The 15,674-nt window shown below is 64.0% G+C and carries 13 protein-coding genes and 1 other RNA gene; 11 read left to right on the top strand and 3 right to left on the bottom strand.

All coding sequences use genetic code 11. The features are described from left to right. The first annotated feature begins 5 nt into the window (after positions 1 to 5). From ACKFRT_RS05225 to ACKFRT_RS05190, 8 genes are all read left to right on the top strand, one after another. Entirely contained in the window at positions 6 to 752 is a 747-nt protein-coding gene (locus ACKFRT_RS05225) for a zinc ribbon domain-containing protein (RefSeq protein WP_408926009.1), read from the top strand. Positions 753 to 850: 98 nt separating this feature from the next. After that, positions 851 to 2,317 carry a histidine phosphatase family protein gene (locus ACKFRT_RS05220; protein WP_408926008.1) on the top strand — a complete coding sequence of 489 codons (1,467 nt, stop codon included), beginning with the start codon at positions 851 to 853 and terminating at the stop codon, positions 2,315 to 2,317. Positions 2,318 to 2,330: 13 nt separating this feature from the next. After that, positions 2,331 to 2,795: RNase P RNA component class A (rnpB, locus tag ACKFRT_RS05215), an RNA gene on the top strand. A 51-nt stretch (positions 2,796 to 2,846) separates the two neighbouring features. Further along, on the top strand, positions 2,847 to 4,436 hold the full coding sequence (locus ACKFRT_RS05210; RefSeq protein ID WP_408926007.1) for an RNB domain-containing ribonuclease: 1,590 nt from the start codon (positions 2,847 to 2,849) through the stop codon (positions 4,434 to 4,436). A 38-nt stretch (positions 4,437 to 4,474) separates the two neighbouring features. Continuing rightward, entirely contained in the window at positions 4,475 to 4,663 is a 189-nt protein-coding gene (locus ACKFRT_RS05205) for an SPOR domain-containing protein (RefSeq protein WP_408926006.1), read from the top strand. Then, on the top strand, positions 4,653 to 5,099 hold the full coding sequence (locus ACKFRT_RS05200) for a YidH family protein (protein ID WP_408926005.1): 447 nt from the start codon (positions 4,653 to 4,655) through the stop codon (positions 5,097 to 5,099). The genes ACKFRT_RS05205 and ACKFRT_RS05200 overlap by 11 nt, the downstream gene beginning before the upstream one ends. Next, positions 5,100 to 5,510 carry a DUF202 domain-containing protein gene (locus ACKFRT_RS05195; protein WP_408926004.1) on the top strand — a complete coding sequence of 137 codons (411 nt, stop codon included), beginning with the start codon at positions 5,100 to 5,102 and terminating at the stop codon, positions 5,508 to 5,510. It abuts the gene before it with no gap. A 100-nt stretch (positions 5,511 to 5,610) separates the two neighbouring features. Next, on the top strand, positions 5,611 to 6,309 hold the full coding sequence (locus ACKFRT_RS05190) for a hypothetical protein (RefSeq protein WP_408926003.1): 699 nt from the start codon (positions 5,611 to 5,613) through the stop codon (positions 6,307 to 6,309). Between the two features lie 399 nt (positions 6,310 to 6,708). Here ACKFRT_RS05190 and panB read toward each other — a convergent pair whose 3' ends face one another. Continuing rightward, a complete protein-coding gene (gene panB, locus ACKFRT_RS05185) occupies positions 6,709 to 7,569 on the bottom strand; it encodes a 3-methyl-2-oxobutanoate hydroxymethyltransferase (RefSeq protein WP_408926002.1) in 861 nt (286 codons plus the stop codon). Between the two features lie 135 nt (positions 7,570 to 7,704). Between panB and ACKFRT_RS05180 the strand changes: the two genes are divergently transcribed. Together ACKFRT_RS05180 and ACKFRT_RS05175 are read left to right on the top strand one after the other, a co-directional pair. Continuing rightward, positions 7,705 to 9,042: a glutamine synthetase family protein gene (locus tag ACKFRT_RS05180; RefSeq protein ID WP_408926001.1), complete on the top strand. Its 1,338-nt coding sequence runs from the start codon at positions 7,705 to 7,707 to the stop codon at positions 9,040 to 9,042. Between the two features lie 52 nt (positions 9,043 to 9,094). Further along, positions 9,095 to 12,157: a bifunctional [glutamine synthetase] adenylyltransferase/[glutamine synthetase]-adenylyl-L-tyrosine phosphorylase gene (locus tag ACKFRT_RS05175; protein WP_408926000.1), complete on the top strand. Its 3,063-nt coding sequence runs from the start codon at positions 9,095 to 9,097 to the stop codon at positions 12,155 to 12,157. Positions 12,158 to 12,253: 96 nt separating this feature from the next. On the opposite strand, the gene ACKFRT_RS05170 is transcribed toward ACKFRT_RS05175, so the two are convergent. Then, positions 12,254 to 13,042: a sortase gene (locus tag ACKFRT_RS05170; protein ID WP_408925999.1), complete on the bottom strand. Its 789-nt coding sequence runs from the start codon at positions 13,040 to 13,042 to the stop codon at positions 12,254 to 12,256. Between the two features lie 43 nt (positions 13,043 to 13,085). On the opposite strand from ACKFRT_RS05170, the gene ACKFRT_RS05165 reads away from it, so the two are divergent. Further along, positions 13,086 to 14,354 (top strand): nitrate/nitrite transporter, encoded by a 1,269-nt coding sequence (locus tag ACKFRT_RS05165; RefSeq protein WP_408925998.1) that lies wholly within the window; start codon positions 13,086 to 13,088, stop codon positions 14,352 to 14,354. Here ACKFRT_RS05165 and ACKFRT_RS05160 read toward each other — a convergent pair. Then, complete coding sequence (locus tag ACKFRT_RS05160; protein WP_408925997.1) at positions 14,287 to 15,672, bottom strand: hypothetical protein; 1,386 nt, start codon at positions 15,670 to 15,672, stop codon at positions 14,287 to 14,289. The genes ACKFRT_RS05165 and ACKFRT_RS05160 overlap by 68 nt on opposite strands. Between the last annotated feature and the right edge of the window lie 2 nt (positions 15,673 to 15,674).

The raw sequence follows: 15,674 nt of genomic DNA, 5'->3' as shown, positions 1-15,674 counted from the left end.
CTGCGATGCGCTGGACGACCGAGGACCGGAAAACACTGACTGACCTAGCGCGAGACCAGGAGGAGCTGAGCATCGCACAGGCACGCCTGGATTCTCTGCCCGAGCAGGCCAAGCTGGAGGAACTGCAGGCCCAGAAGCGGGAGGACCACCGCCAACAGGTGCTGAACAACGCGCAGCTCCGAAGCGACCAGGCCACCATCAAGAGGTTGCGGCAGGACGTGGCGAAGTTGAAGCAGCGCGAGCGGGCGAATGTCGCGGGACTCGGCGCGCAGACGGATCCGGAGCGGCGGCGCGACTTAAAGCACGACCTACACAGCACTCGCGATCGGCTGCAGGACCTCGAACACCGGCTGGAGCGATCGAACCGGGTGCAGGCGCTGTTCAGCGACACAAACTCTGCCGCCGACGAGGCCGATAGCCAGACGCACGCGCAGATCGACGAGGACATCGCGACCGCAAGGACTGACCTGGAGCGGGCCACCAGTGCCCTGCACGCGGACATTTCCGCGATCAAGTCCCGCCTGGCTCAGCGCCGTACAGCTCTGGAGGATACGAATTCCGAGCTGCTGCGAGCCTACGATCAGCAGCTCTCCGAGCATGGTGTGGGAGCTGCACCCCTGAAGGGGCGGACGTGCCAGGCGTGCTTTATGGAGTTAGATCCGCTGTCGATGAAGGAGCTGGATGCACTGGCGGCTAGCGGTGGCGGGGAGGTGCCGCGCTGCCCTGAATGTAATGTCTTGCTGCTGCGATAAAGTGGCGTGAAGTACACAGGCAGACGGTGCGCAGCCGGACGGCGCACACGCAGACGGCGTGTAGGTAGACAGCGTGTAGGTAGACGAGGTGATGAATCATGCGCTTGGACGTGGAATGCGACGGAGGTTCCCGCGGTAACCCGGGCATTGCCGGCTGTGGCAGTTCGGTTCTGGATGGCGATCAGGAAGTAGCCGCACGCTGGGAATTCATTTCCAAGGCCACCAACAATGTGGCGGAGTACCAGGGGCTTATTAATGCTCTGGAGCTGGCCATAGACGTCGCGGGAATGCGGGGCGTGTCGCCTGCGGAGCTGGAGATCCAGGTGCGGATGGATTCCAAGCTGGTTGTCGAGCAGATGAGTGGCCGCTGGAAGATCAAGCACCCGGACATGAAGCCCCTGGCTGCGCGGGTGAAGGAGCTGGAGGCCACCCTCGCCGCCGTGTCGTATAACTGGGTGCCGCGAGCGCAGAACAAGCGCGCCGACGAGCTGGCCAATCGCGCCATGGATGACCAGGTTGGGGGTCGTTGGTTTGATGACGCCCTCTCGTTCCAACCTGCCGCCAGTTCAGCCGAGGCCGGTGGGGATGCTGCGCCCGGGCCTGCGGGGGCTGCGGGCAATGAGAGCACGGGCGCGGAGGAGGCGGCTGCCTCGGCGGGTGAGGGGGCTGCGGGGATTGTGGGCCCGGGCGCGGAGGCCACGGGCACCGGCGCGGAGGCCGTGGCCGATGCCGCGAGCGCGCCGGAATGGCACCCCGGCGGGAACCCGACCCGACTGTGGGTGCTGCGGCACGGGCAGACGGAGATGAGCGTGCAGAAGCAGTTCTCTGGGCTCTCCGACCCGGAGCTGACCGCCCACGGGCGCGACCAGGCGCAGCGGGCGGCGGCCTACGTAGCCGAGCAGTTGGCGGGCACCGGCGCGGTGGCCGTGTACAGCTCCCCGCTGAAGCGTACGCGCCAGACCGCGGAGGCGGTGGCCGAGGCTTTGGTCCAGGTCGGCGGCTCCAGCGGCGCGGACAGCTCTGACACGGGCAGCCTCGGCGGCACGGACAGCTCCAGCACGGACAGCTCCGGCGCGGGCAGCTCTGGCGGTAGTGCCGCCAAGCCGCGCATCCGCGTCACGGAGGCCCTTATCGAGATGGACTTCGGAGACTGGGAGGGCCGCACCTTCGCCGAGGTCATGGACGAATTCCCCCTGGAGCACGATGCCTGCTTGTGGGACAGCTCCGCAGCCCCCAGCGGCGGCGAAAGTCCGGACGACGTGTTCGCCCGCGTGCGCCCCTTCCTCCGCGATGTCGCCCGCAACCACCCGGGCGAGGACGTGGTGGTGGTCAGCCACGTGACTCCCATCAAGTCCATGCTGCGCCACGCGCTGTGTGCCAGCGGCGCCCTCTACCGCACACTCCACCTGGACTTGGCGGGGCTTTCCGTCATCGAAATTTTCGGTGCCGATGGGGCGGGTCGCGGTGGAGAAATGGGCGTCCAGAATAAGGGCAGCAACAAAGACAGCGCAGTAGTGCGACGGGTGAACGACACGCACTTCCTGGTTGCAGAAACAGTGCGCTAGAGTAAGGCCTTGTCGAGACGGCCGGGCGATCGCGGCGCGCGGAACCACCCCGCACACGGGGTAGGCCGGGCGCGGAGGAAAGTCCGGACTCCACAGGGCAACGGTGGTTGCTAACAGCAACCCGGGGTGACCCGCGGGAACAGTGCCACAGAAAATAAACCGCCCGCCACGTGCGGGTAAGGGTGAAAAGGTGCGGTAAGAGCGCACCAGGGCCCCAGGTGACTGGGGTGGCTAGGTAAACCCCACCGGGAGCAAGGTCAAGGTGCCCGCACGCGCGCCATCCCAGATGGTGTGCAAGCGTGCGGCGTAGCTCTAGGGCTGCCCGCCCAACGATGAGCAGGTAGGCCGCTTGAAGCCACCAGCAATGGTGAGCTCAGATGGATGATCGCCTCGTCCTTCGCGCCCCCTCGTGTGCCTTTGGTGCTGCGGGGTGGAGCGGGGGATAGGACAGAATCCGGCTCACAGGTCGTCTCGACGCAAAATTTTTTTGGGGGTGCGTGGGCTGGCGCGGTTGTGCCACCCTTGAGGCATGAAACTTTTCGCCGCCGAACTGAACTTCCGCACCATTGCGGAGGAGTTTGACCTGCCGGAGCACTTTCCGGAGGACGTGCACGCCGAAGCGCTACAAGCCACCGACCGCTTTTCCGATAAGCGCCGTGACCTGCGAGATGTTCCGTTTGTGACGATCGACCCGGCGGGGTCGATGGACCTGGACCAGGCGGTGAATATTCAGGACGCCGATGGCGTGGGTGCGGCAGGCACGGCAGGCCCGGCGAGCACGGCAGGCACAGCAGGCACAGCAGGCACGGCAGGCACGGCCGGCGCAGCACGGTGGCGTGTGCTCTACGCCATTGCGGATGTCGCCGCGTTCGTAGACCCGGCCGGAGCGCTGATGGCGGAATCCCTCCGGCGCGGCCAGACCATGTATCTGCCCGACGAGCCGATCCGCCTGCACCCCGCGGAACTGTCGGAGGGCAGCGCCTCACTGCTGCCGGACCAGACCCGCCCCGCCGTGGTGTGGGATATCCTGCTGCGCGAGGACGGCGAGGTTGCGGACTGTACCGTCTACCGCGCGCTGGTGCGCTCCGTGAAGCGCTTCGATTATGCCGAGGTGGAGGCTGATATGAACGGCGGCACGCTGCACCCCGCCATTGCCCAGCTGCCGGAGGTTGGCCGTGCGCGCCAGTCGTCTGACCTGCGCCGAAAGGCCATTAACTTGCGTCTGCCATCCATTTCCGTGGAGCGCACCCAGGACGACGACGGCGCCGAGCGTTACGTACTGGACATCGACAAGCGCCAGCAGATGAACGACTTCAACGCCGAGCTTTCCCTACTGGCGGGCATGTGTGCAGGCGAGATGATGGTGCGCGCGGGTGTGGGCATTCTGCGCACCCTGCCGCCCGCCGGAGACAAGGAGATCGCCGCCTTCGACCAGGCCGCGCACGCTTTGGGGTTTGATCGCTCCGGTCGCTCGATCGGGGAGTTGCTGGCTGGTATAGACGCCTCTACGCCGCGCGGCATGGCGCTTATGCGCGACGCGCAGACTCTTCTGCGTGGGGCGGGGTACCAGCATTTCGGGCTGGTCGGAGGGAGTGCTGAGCCTGGCGCATCCGAGCCCGGTGGCGCCGGGGAGGGCTCTGAGAGCACGGGCTCGGAAGGTGCGGGCTCGGAAGGTGCGGACGGCGAGCAGCCGAACATCCACGCAGGAATCGGCGGGCACTATGCGCACGTCACCGCGCCGCTGCGCCGACTGGTGGACCGTTTCGCCACGGAGATCTGCTTGGCCATTGCAAACTCTGAGCCCATCCCGGAATGGGTGACCGCCAACGTAAATCAGATCCTCAGCACCATGAAGTCCAGCGGCCAGACGGCCAGCGCCGTCGACCGTGCGTGCCTGAACCTCACCGAGGCGGTTGTGCTGCAGCCGTGGGTGGGTCAGAACTTCAACGCGACCGTGCTGCATAGCGACGGCGGAGACAAGGCGAAGATTCTCGTCGAACAGCCGCCGATCTTGACGACTTGTGTTGGCGGCCCAGACGAGGCGTCCACAATAAAGGTAACCCTGATAGAAGCCGAACCCGCAGCGCGAAAGGTGCGTTTCGCCTGGCCAGCGGATTAGGACGGGGGTTGTCTGGCGCGTGTGGTACACATGAGCGTATGAGCGAAAACGATGCGCAGAAGTGGTACTACGACACGAAGACTGGCCAGGTGAGCCAGGGTAAGGATGGTGCGTGGGAGAACCGCATGGGGCCTTACGACTCTCGCGAGGAGGCCCAGGCGGCCATCGAGACCGCCCAGCAGCGCACCAAGGAAGCCGAGGAATACGACGCGGAAGATGACGACTAAGAACTCCGGGAGCAGTCGCGTAGGCGACGCGGGCGGTGGCGTAGGCGACGAGGCCGGGCGCTCCTGGTTGGCGCGCACTCTGCTGCCGGAGGGGAAGGAGCCGGACCCGCGCTTCACCCTGGCGAACGAACGCACCTTCTTGGCGTGGATCCGCACGAGTCTGGCGTTTCTGGCTGGTGGCGTGGCGCTGGAGGCATTTCGTTCGCCGGATGTTCCCGAACATCTGTGGAGCGGCGCTGCGGTCCTGGTGCTAGTAATTGGCATGCTGATCGGGCTCGGCGCGGCGGTGCGCTGGCTGCGCGTGGAGCGTGCCATGCGCACGGGCAAGGCTCTGCCCGTACCTGCGATCGTGCCTTTCATAGCGGGCGTGGCAGTGGTGGCTTGCGCGGTTGTGCTGGGCTTTGTGCTCTTCGGCGATTTCGGGATGGAGCTGTAGATGGCGCGCGAGAGCTCTGAGCGCCACGCTTTTGCGCGGTCTGTGCGCGCCCTTGAGCCAGACGCGCACGCAGGACAGTCCGCGCCAGTGCGCCCGCACTCTGACCTGGGGCTTCAGCCGGAGCGCACCAGCCTGTCGTGGCAGCGCACCGTGCTGGCGCTGCTGGTCGTTAGCGCGATGCTGTTCCGGTGGATCGGCCGCTACGGCGTGATCGTCCTGCCCGCCGCGGGAGTGTTGGTGCTGCTTGCGGCGCTGATTCTGCTGACCCAACGGCGCCGCTATCTGCGTTTTAGCGCCGGCCTGCGCGCCGAACGCCTCACCGCAAACGTCGGCTCGGTCGTCGCAGTGACTGCGGCTGTCTTGATCTGCGGCGTGGTCGCCACCACCTTCGTTATTCTGGACGCCATCTAGCCCCAGCTGCTCAATATTGTTGTACTGTCCTAAGTGTTGATAAAGCACACCGTTCAAGGTGAGCCGCTGTGTGCAGTGAGAAAAGAGGGGGCAAAAGCTGGTGGACGTGGACGTAAATGTTTTCTATCGGACTTTTGACGTTTCTGATGTTGCCCCAGGGGCTAATGTCTTGGATTTCATCTTTTATGGATTGATCCTCTTTACTGTTCTGTCCAGCATTATGGCCTGGGTGGCAATCATAATTTTGATTTCCAGATCGATATGGAGAAAAAAGAACCCTGGCAGACAAACCCGTATGTGGACATTTTTCTTTGCTTTGTCCTTTTCGGTATACGTGATTTCTGTTCCGTTGTCCTTCAAATTAATACTGTTCCCGGGTGAAATATCCTCCAGGATCTACGCGCTGGATAAATATGGGAACGGGAGGGCAGTTCCAATGGTGACGGAAGATTCCCCAATAAACACAGTGAGAATGGATCACGCCAAGAAGACATTTTTGGAGAAGTACCATCGAGAGGTTCAAGACGCTTTGTCTAGTGACCCAGAGTTAATGCAGTATGACCTTGTGGGATGTAGGGATCAGGGGGATGACAAGCATGAGAAGTCAATCTTCTGTGGTGGCTATATGGATTCCGGTATTTATGCTGTTAAGGGAGGGAAAGAGTTTTCGTTAAAACCCCATTTTCATTTTGGGGAGAGGCCAGAATCTATTCGAGAAAGAGAGGGGATGGATTTAGAAAACTCACCTGGCGGCGGCATGCCGGTTCGGCTATCGGTTTACATTACTGAGCGAAGCTAGTGGTGACTGACAGCGGCTGGTGTGGGCGTGGTGACTGGCGGTTGCTGGCGTGGGCGTGGTGACTGGTGGCTGCTGGCGTGGGCGTGGTGACTGGTGGCTGCTGGCGTGCTAAATGTCGTTAAAGTGGGAATGCGTTACTGGTAACGATTGCAGATAATGCAAAACCGCAGGTCAGTACAGTTTTCACTTTTGGAAAAATTTTTTCGGGAGGACGAATTCCCACTTTTACGACACTTAGTGGTTTATGAGGGGGCGCCAGCCCGCCGGAATGGTCTGAGAGTGGCCCCGTGGGGTGTCAGAGTGGCCCCGTGGGGTGTCAGAGTGGCCCGTGGGGCTGGTGTGACACGGCGGAAGGATGGAGCGGGTGTTGGGGGTACAGGCCCTGCAGACCTAGCCGGTCTAGAAGCAGTGCTCCTCCGCCGGGAACTCGCCTTCAGCAACCTCTCGCTTGTAGGCCGCCGCAGCGGCGGTCATATCTGCACCCACCGAAGCCCACTGCTTAGCGAAGCGCGGACGGTGCCCACCGGCCGGGAACGCAACCATGTCGTGCCACACCAGAACCTGCCCATCACAGTCGGGGCCTGCGCCAATGCCGATGGTCGGGATGGCCAGCTCCTCAGTCACCGAAGCAGCGACGTCCGCGGGCACCATCTCCAGCACCACCATGTCAGCACCGGCTTCCTGCACGGCACGTGCATCGGCCAGCAACTGCTCGGCCCCGTCCCCGCGGCCCTGCACCTTGAAGCCGCCCAGCTGGTTGACGGACTGCGGAGTAAAGCCGATGTGTGCACAGACGGAAACGCCGGCGCTCGTAATAGCGCGAATCCGATCTGCCATCCGCACCCCACCTTCGATCTTCACCGCGTGAGCGCCCGTGCGATGCAGCATCTCGGTGGCGGACTCCACGGCCTGCTCATCCGAGGCTTCATAGGTGCCAAAGGGCAGGTCAGCAACCACGACGGCGTTGCCAGCACCGCGGACAACGCCCGCGGCCAGGTAGACCATTTCATCCATACTGATGCGCTGGGTGGTGTCGTAGCCAAAGACCACATTCGCGGCAGAATCGCCCACCAGCATTATCTCCACCCCAGCCTCGGCGAAGGCCACGGCGGTGGAGTAGTCGTAAGCAGTCAGCATCGCGAACGGCTCGCCGGAGCCCTTGCGTGCCTTCAAATCAGCGATGCGCACCTTCTTGGTGGGGACCAAGTAACCCGTGGGGGTGGTGCCCGATTGTCCAGATGTTGCAGTCATGCTGTTCATTCTATGTGACGCCCTCAACCCCAATCGCTAAACCGCCGACTAGCGCAGACGGGGGGCGCGGCCTAGCGCAAACGGGGGGCGCGGCCTAGCGCAAACAGGGGCGCAGCTCGGGGTGGAACTCCTACAATGGGTTCTATGAATCGCCAACAGGAATATGTTCTGCGCACGCTGGAAGAACGCGACATCCGCTTCGTTCGCCTTTGGTTCACGGATATCCAGGGGTACTTGAAGTCGGTGGCGGTGGTGCCCGCGGAACTGGAGGGGGCCTTCCAGGAGGGCATCGGATTTGACGGCTCAGCGATCGAGGGGTTCTCCCGTATCGCGGAGTCCGACACGATCGCCCAGCCGGACCCGTCGACGTTCCAGATCTTGCCGTTCAACACCGACACCGGCGAGCTGTCCGCGCGAATGTTCTGCGATATTGCGATGCCCGATGGCACGCCGTCGTGGGCGGATCCGCGCCAGGTGCTGCGCCGTCAGATGAAGTCCGCGGCTGACCAAGGATTTAGCTGCTACGTGCACCCGGAGATCGAGTTCTTCCTGGTCAAGGAGCTAGAGACGGAAGGGTACCCGCCGGTGCCGACCGATAACGGCGGTTATTTTGATCAGGCCGTCACCGACGATGCGCCGGCCTTCCGCGCCCACGCGATCAGCGCGCTGGAGCACATGGGCATTTCCGTGGAGTTTTCCCACCACGAGAATGCGCCGGGGCAGCAGGAGATCGACCTGCGCTACGCCGATGCCTTGACGATGGCGGATAACGTGATGACCTTCCGCTACCTGATTAAGCAGGTAGCCCGTCGCAACGGTGTGGCCGCCACGTTCATGCCCAAGCCTTTCCACCAGCATGCGGGTTCAGCGATGCACACCCATATGTCGCTGTTCGAGGGAGAGAGCAACGCTTTCCACGACCCGGACGATGAGCTGCGCTTGTCCGGCACTGCGAAGTCCTTCATCGCGGGCATCCTGGAGCACGCCCCGGAGATCACGGCCGTGACGAACCAGTGGGTGAACTCCTACAAGCGCATCACGTCTGGTGATGAGGCTCCGCGCGCGGCGGCGTGGGGTGCCTCGAACCGGTCGGCGATGGTGCGCCTGCCGATGTACACGCAGAACAAGGCGGCTTCCCGCCGCGTAGAGGTTCGCTCGCCGGATAGCGCGTGCAACCCGTACCTGGCCTATTCGGTGCTGCTGGCTGCGGGCTTGAAGGGTATTGAGGAGGGCTACGAGCTGCCCGCCCCCGCGGAGGAGGACGTCTCCCGCATGACCCGTCGCGAACGCATCGCCGCCGGTTACAAGGATCTGCCCTCGGACTTGAACAGTGCGCTGCGCGAGATGGAGCGTTCCGAGTTGGTCGCTGATGCCCTCGGCGAGCACGTCTTCGAGTTCTTCCTGCGCAATAAATGGCGCGAGTGGTACGAGTACCAGTCGCAGATCACGCCGTGGGAACTGCGGAACAACCTTTCCTTCTAGCCACCTTCCTCTTTATTCCCCAGGTTTTATTCCCCAGGAGCACTAGTACCCCATGACCCGCCCCCGCAGTTCGCGTTCTTCCGTGCCGACCGCCCGCAATTTGGGCCTGACTCACCCCAAGGCGCAGGAGGACCTTGAGCAGTTGGGCTGGGTCGATGCCGCGCACGCTGAGCAAATGTGGATCCTGGCCGCAACGGGTGACCCGGATCTGGCGCTGAACAACTTGATCCGCCTGGTTGAGGCCCTGGACCAAGCCGGTGAGGCCTGCGGCTCTAGCGCCGAGCTTTTGGCACGCATCGATGAATCCCGCACATTCGCCGTCCGCCTGCTGAGCCTATTCGGGGCGTCCTCCATGCTGGGCGACCACATTGTGGCCAACCCGGCGGAATGGAGGCACCTGGAAGACGGTATGCCCTCCGCCGAGGAGATGATGGAGCTTATGCTCGGCAGCGTCTCGGCAACGCCAGTTGCGGGCGCGGGGGAGCGGGTGTTTCGGGCGGGCGTCACTGGACCGGAAGCCGACGAGGCAATGCGCCGCACCTACCGCACCATCCTCGCGCGCATCGCCGCCGTAGACGTGGCGGGCACATTCGTGCAGCGTGGCGTGCAGGCCAGCGAGCCCGTCACGTTCGAGCTCGTTTCCCGGCGCTTGTCGGATGCCGCGGACGCAGCGCTGACCGCCGCCCTGGCCGTAGCATGCGCGCAGGTCTATGACGAAGACGAACAACCCGCCCGCCTGGCCGTACTAGCAATGGGCAAGTGTGGTGCGCAGGAGTTGAATTACATCTCTGACGTGGACGTTATCTTTGTCGCCGAACCTGCGGATCCGAAAGCCACGCGCTGGGCGGGCGAATTTGTGAACGTCGGCAGCCGCGTGTTCTTCGAGGTAGACGCTGCCCTGCGGCCCGAAGGCAAGAGTGGCGCCCTGGTGCGCACCCTGGAATCCCACGTGAAGTACTACAATCGCTGGGCGGAGACCTGGGAATTCCAGGCCCAGCTGAAGGCGCGCCCTATGACCGGCGACCTGGAGCTGGGCCAGGAGTACGTCGACGCGCTGGCATCGAAGGTATGGTCCGCCGCTGAGCGCGAGGACTTCGTGCAGGACGTGCAGGCCATGCGCCGACGAGTGATCGAGAACATCCCGGACGAAATCCGTGCCCGCGAACTAAAACTGGGCCCCGGGGGACTGCGCGACATCGAGTTCGCCGTCCAGCTGTTGCAGATGGTGCACGGGCGCACGGACGAATCGCTGCGCACTCGCTCCACCGTCGCGGCGCTGGATGCCCTGGCGGAGGGCGGCTACATCGGCCGCGCGGACTGCCAAAACCTGCAGGACAACTACGCCTTCATGCGCCTGCTAGAGCACCGCCTGCAGCTGCAGCGGCTGAAGCGCACCCACACGCTACCGCCGAAGGAAGACAAGGCCGCGCGCGTGTGGTTGGGGCGTACCTCCGGCTGCCGCCCGCAGGGCACAAATTCTATGGACGAGCAGCTGGCGGCGGACGTCAAGCGTGTGAGCCTAGAGATCAGCCAGCTGCACTCGAAGCTGTTCTACCGCCCGCTGCTTTCCTCTGTGGCGGCGATGCAGGCCGATGCGATTCGCTTGTCGCCGGAGGCCGCGAAACGCCAGCTGGCAGCACTGGGCTACGCCTACCCGGACCGCGCGTTCGAGCACTTGAGTGCCCTGGCTGCAGGCAGCAGCCGCAAGGCGAAGCTGCAGGCCATCATCCTGCCCACGCTGCTGGAGTGGCTGGGCGAGACGGTGGACCCGGACGCAGGGCTGCTGAACTACCGCAAGCTCTCGGAGGCCGCGCACGACTTCAGCTGGTTCTTGCGGCTGCTGCGCGACGAGAACATCGTGGGTAAACGCCTGATGCACATCCTCGGCACCTCGCCCTACGTCTCGGAGCTGTTCCTCAACTCCGTGGATTCGGTGAAGATCCTGTCGGACGGCGCGACCGGCCCGAAGTTTTTGGAACGCGAGCCGCAGGTCGTTACCCACTCCCTAGTGGCTGCCGCCGGCCGCCACCGCAACCCGGACAAAGCCATCGCTGTTGCCCGTTCGCTGCGGCGCGCGGAGCTGGCCCGCATCGCCGCGGCGGATTTGCTGGGCTTTATGGACGTGGAGCAGGTCTGCGTATCGCTGTCCTGGGTCTGGGACGCGGTACTGGAAGCCGCCCTGCGCGCGGAGATTCGCTACTGGGAGGACGAGCACGTGGCCAACGCGCCCGCGCGCATCACCGTGATCGGCATGGGGCGCTTGGGCGGTGCGGAGCTGGGGTATGGTTCGGACGCCGACGTGATGTTCGTCGCCCAGCCCGTCGACGGAGCGGATGAATCAGAGGCGCTGAAGTGGGCCACCGGCATCTGTGATTCGGTGCGCACCCGGCTGGGCAGGCCCAGCCAGGATCCGCCCCTGGACGTGGACATTGACCTGCGCCCGGAGGGGCGCAATGGCCCGGTGGTGCGCACCCTGGATTCCTACCGTCGCTACTACCAGCAGTGGGGAGAGACGTGGGAGATGCAGGCCTTGTTGCGTGCCACGTGGATCGCGGGCGACAAGGATCTCGGCATCGAGTTCTTGCGCATGATCGACGACTTCCGCTATCCGCCAGGCGGGGTGGACGACAAGGTCGTCCAGGAAGTGCGCCGCATGAAGGCGCGGGTGGATTCCGAGCGCCTGCCGCGCGGAGCGGATCGCAAAACCCACACCAAGCTGGGCCGTGGTGCTTTGACGGACGTGGAGTGGACCGTGCAGCTGCTCACCATGCAGCACGGCGACGATGCGCAGAATCTGCGCAACACCTCTACCCTGGAAACGCTGCGCGAGCTCGCCAGCGGCGAATACATCGCCGAATCCGATGCCGAGATTCTGCGCGATGCCTGGATCACCGCCACCATCGCCCGCAACGCGATTGTGCTGGTTAAGGGCAAGCGAAAAGATCAACTGCCCAGCCACGGCGATCAGCTTCGACACGTCGCGGCGGCAGCCCACTGGGCCCCGGAACAGGCCCAGGAGTTCCTGGACGACTACCTCAAGAAAACCCGCAAGGCCCACCGAGTGGTGGACCGGGTGTTCTGGGGCGAGGACGTCGGCATCGACTACGGCGGCTAGACCGGGGATCAGGGACCAGGGCCGCCAGCCGGCTAGACCAGGGACTATGGACCAAGGACCGGGGATCAGGGACCAGGGTCGCCAGCCGCCAGCCGGCTAGACCAGCTCGCCCTCGACGATCACGTTATAGCCCAGGTCGGCACTACCGGATACCGAGCAGGCGATCAGCACAATCCGTCCCTTCCGCTCGTCGGCCATGATGTCCGGATCCACGATGGCCTCGTTTTTATCCACCAGCCAGCTGCGGGTAACCTTCCAGGTCTTCTGGTGGTTCGCCTCGTCGCGCATCTTGATCCGCGCGCCATTCAGCACGTCGGAGGTGTAGCGCTTGACCGGCTTGCCATCCGTACCCGTCACGCTCTTCGGCGGGGCGTTTAAGTCCACGTCCGCCGTCACAGCCTCGCTGAGCGGGTTAAACACCAGCGGAGCCGCGCCCCACGCATGCCCCAGGATGTACATCGTGCCCTTTTCTGCATCCTTCGGCGACACACCCCAGCCATCGACCCAGCGCACCATCGTGTTCTGCGGACCCGCCGGGTTCAGCGGCAGGGCGTAGGGCATAGAGGCGAACGTTGCCCCCTGCACCGGCGCCGGGCCGTCCATGGTGAACGACCCCGTTCCGCCGACCGCACCCGGAACCACCGAAGGGTCATCCTCGTCCTCCCGCTTGTCGTCTTTCTTCGGCTTATTCTTTTCGCTGGGCTTCGCCGAGCTCGAGGCGGAGCTGCTAGAGCCTTCGCTGGAGTTGTTTGCGGTTGTCCCCGAGGGGGCGTCATTACCCCACAAACCCGCGATGGCCCAAGCCACAAGGGCGATCACGACCAGTAGAGCCACAACGGCGGCCACGATACGGCGGCGATTGGTGAAGGGGCGGGTAAAGCTCATGGTGAATAAGTTTATCCATATCCGGCCGAGTAGCGTGGAACAGGTGACAGCGACAGATAAAGACAAGCTCAGCAGTCGCGCACTGCTGGTGTGGGGCGCCGGGGTTTTGTGTTACACCCTGGCGGTGACGGGCCGCACGTCCTTCGGTGTGGCCAGCGTGGATGCGATCGACCGCTTCCACATCAACGCCGCGCAGCTGGCCGTCTTCACCGCGCTGCAGCTGGCGGTGTACGCCTTCGCACAGATCCCAGTGGGGCTGCTGGTAGACCGCTTCGGGCCGCGCAAGCTGATGGTCGCCGGTGCCTTCGTGATGGCTTTGGGGCAGGTCATCCTGGCCTTCACCTCGAGTTATCCGGTGGCCATCGGTGCGCGCATGCTGATCGGCGCGGGTGATGCGACGGCCTTCCTATCCGTGATGCGCCTGATCCCCGCGTGGATTCCGCTGCGCCATGCCCCGCTGCTGGGGCAGCTAACCGGTGCAGTTGGGCAGTTCGGCCAGTTCCTTTCGGCTGTGCCCTTCCTGGGGTTGCTGCACGCCACGAGCTGGCAGGTGGGCTTTGTGAGCCTCGGCGCGGTGGGCGCGCTGCTGGCGATGGCGGCGGGTGTGCTGGTGAAGGACTCGCCGGAAGATGCAGAGAAGGCACAGGAGCCAGCCCAGCCATCCCAACCCGCCCGCCTACCCGTGAAGACGATTCTGGCCAACGTGCTGACCAACCGCGTGTGCTGGCACGGCTTCTTCGTCCACTGGACGGGCCTGGGCGCCCTGGTGGTGTTTACGCTGCTGTGGGGCCTGCCGATCATGACGCTGGGCCTCGGCCTGCCCGCCGACAAATCCGGCCTGGCGCTGTCGCTCGGCACGCTTGCTTCGGTAGCGGTTGGCCCGATCGTGGGCTTGTTGTCCGCCCGCTTCTACAACCGCCGCATGCAGGTCGTAATGCTATTTTCCGTCACCGGCTGGCTGGGCTGGCTGTGGTTCTTCACGTCTGCACCGACGGGCGTGCTGTGGGCGGCGTGCCTGATGAACCTCATCATGGGCTTCACTGGTCCGGTCGCGAACCTGGGCTTCGACTCTGTGCGCGAGAAGGTGGACCGCCGCTTCGTGGCCACCGGCACCGGGTTGGCGAACATGGGCGGCTGGATCGCGGGCATGATCGGCGCCCAAGCCGTAGGGGTGCTGCTGAACATGCAGGCTCCGGACGGAAACTATACGTGGGACGACTTCGGCATAGCCTGGATCGCGGTGGCTACCGTGTGGGCGTTTGGATTCTGCGGAATGTGGCTCTCACGCGATCGAAACGTTCGTCGTTTTTAGGCTCTTTCTTTTGGACGCCCTCAGTATCGCGCTGCTGAGAGGCCCGGGCACGCAGTCCCTCGTGGATGGCGAGCCGAAGTGCTAGGTAGGTGATGTAGACGATGAGGATATTCCGTGCCGCGAGCGCCAAGGCTGCGAACCAGTGCGGACCTTCGAACAGCAGGTTGTAGGTGAGGGGGAACACCACCGTCGTCAGGGCGGCAGCCAGCACACTCAACGCAGCTAACCTGTCCAGCAGGGCATCTAACTTGTCCAGCAGGATTGCCCCGCTGGTGTCTGCACGGTCGGCCTGCGGGTCTTTCCCGTCGCCTCGTAGCTTCGCGATCATTACTGCCAGCAGTGGGCCGAACCATACGACGTACTGTGGCGAGAACACTTTGTTGGAGACGATCAGCAGGAGCACCATGGTCAGCAGGAAAGGGGCGGTGCTGCGGGGAGACCAGGCGTCATCAAGAAAATGCCACAGGGCCCAGCCCACGCCGAATAACACAGTGCAGGCCATCACGAAGGTGCTGGCGGTTAGGAACTGCTCCACGCCCGGCCCGAAGACCTCGTAGCTCTTCGAGGGGGCTTTGTTGATGTGCCAGACACCGGGGAAGACCGTGGCGGCGACCATCAAGGGGGTGGCGAGGATCGATTCGATCTGCAAGCCGCGGACGTCCTGGTACGTCAGTGGCGAAACCAGACGATCCCAGCCGGAGGTAACCACCGTGATCGCGCCAACCACGACCAAGGTGCCGACGAACGTGGCCAGGCGCGACCAGGTGGCCGCGCGGTTCCACTTATCCACCAGCCCGGCGGCCAGAGCCGCAGGCCACAGCTTTGACATGGCCGCGAAGCCCAGCAGTGCGGAGGCCACCTTGGGGTGGGAGAACAGTGCGGCCGCGGCAAGGGCTACCAGCAGGCCGGGAATGAGGTCCAGACGGGAGTAGGTAATCGGCCCCGCGGCGGCGGTAAAGGCGGTCCAGAATAAGGCGGCGCGGTGGCTATGGCGCAGCAGATAGAAAAAGAATGCCGTGCTCAGGGCGATGAAAACCCCGGAGAACAGGGTGAGGAACACCTGCGGGTTCTTGCCGCTGATAAGAATGATGGCGCGCACGGGCCACAGGCCAGCATCCGGATACTCGCTTAGGGGAAGGGCCCCGTGGCTCGGGTGGGGCTGTTCGTCCACCGAGTTCTCGAAGTAATATACCGGGTCGCCATTGGCGAAAGGCCAGAAGATCAGAAGTCCCACGATAACCGCTTGCACCAGCGCCCATGCCGCGATGATTCTCGAGCGGGGCCAGGGGGTGGCGGTAGGGTTGGTCTGATCACTCACGG

This window comes from Corynebacterium jamesii, from assembly GCF_046097395.1.
Taxonomy (GTDB): domain Bacteria; phylum Actinomycetota; class Actinomycetes; order Mycobacteriales; family Mycobacteriaceae; genus Corynebacterium.
The sequence above is the reverse complement of the archived record's forward strand: the minus strand, read 5'-3'. Positions and strand labels throughout refer to the sequence as shown.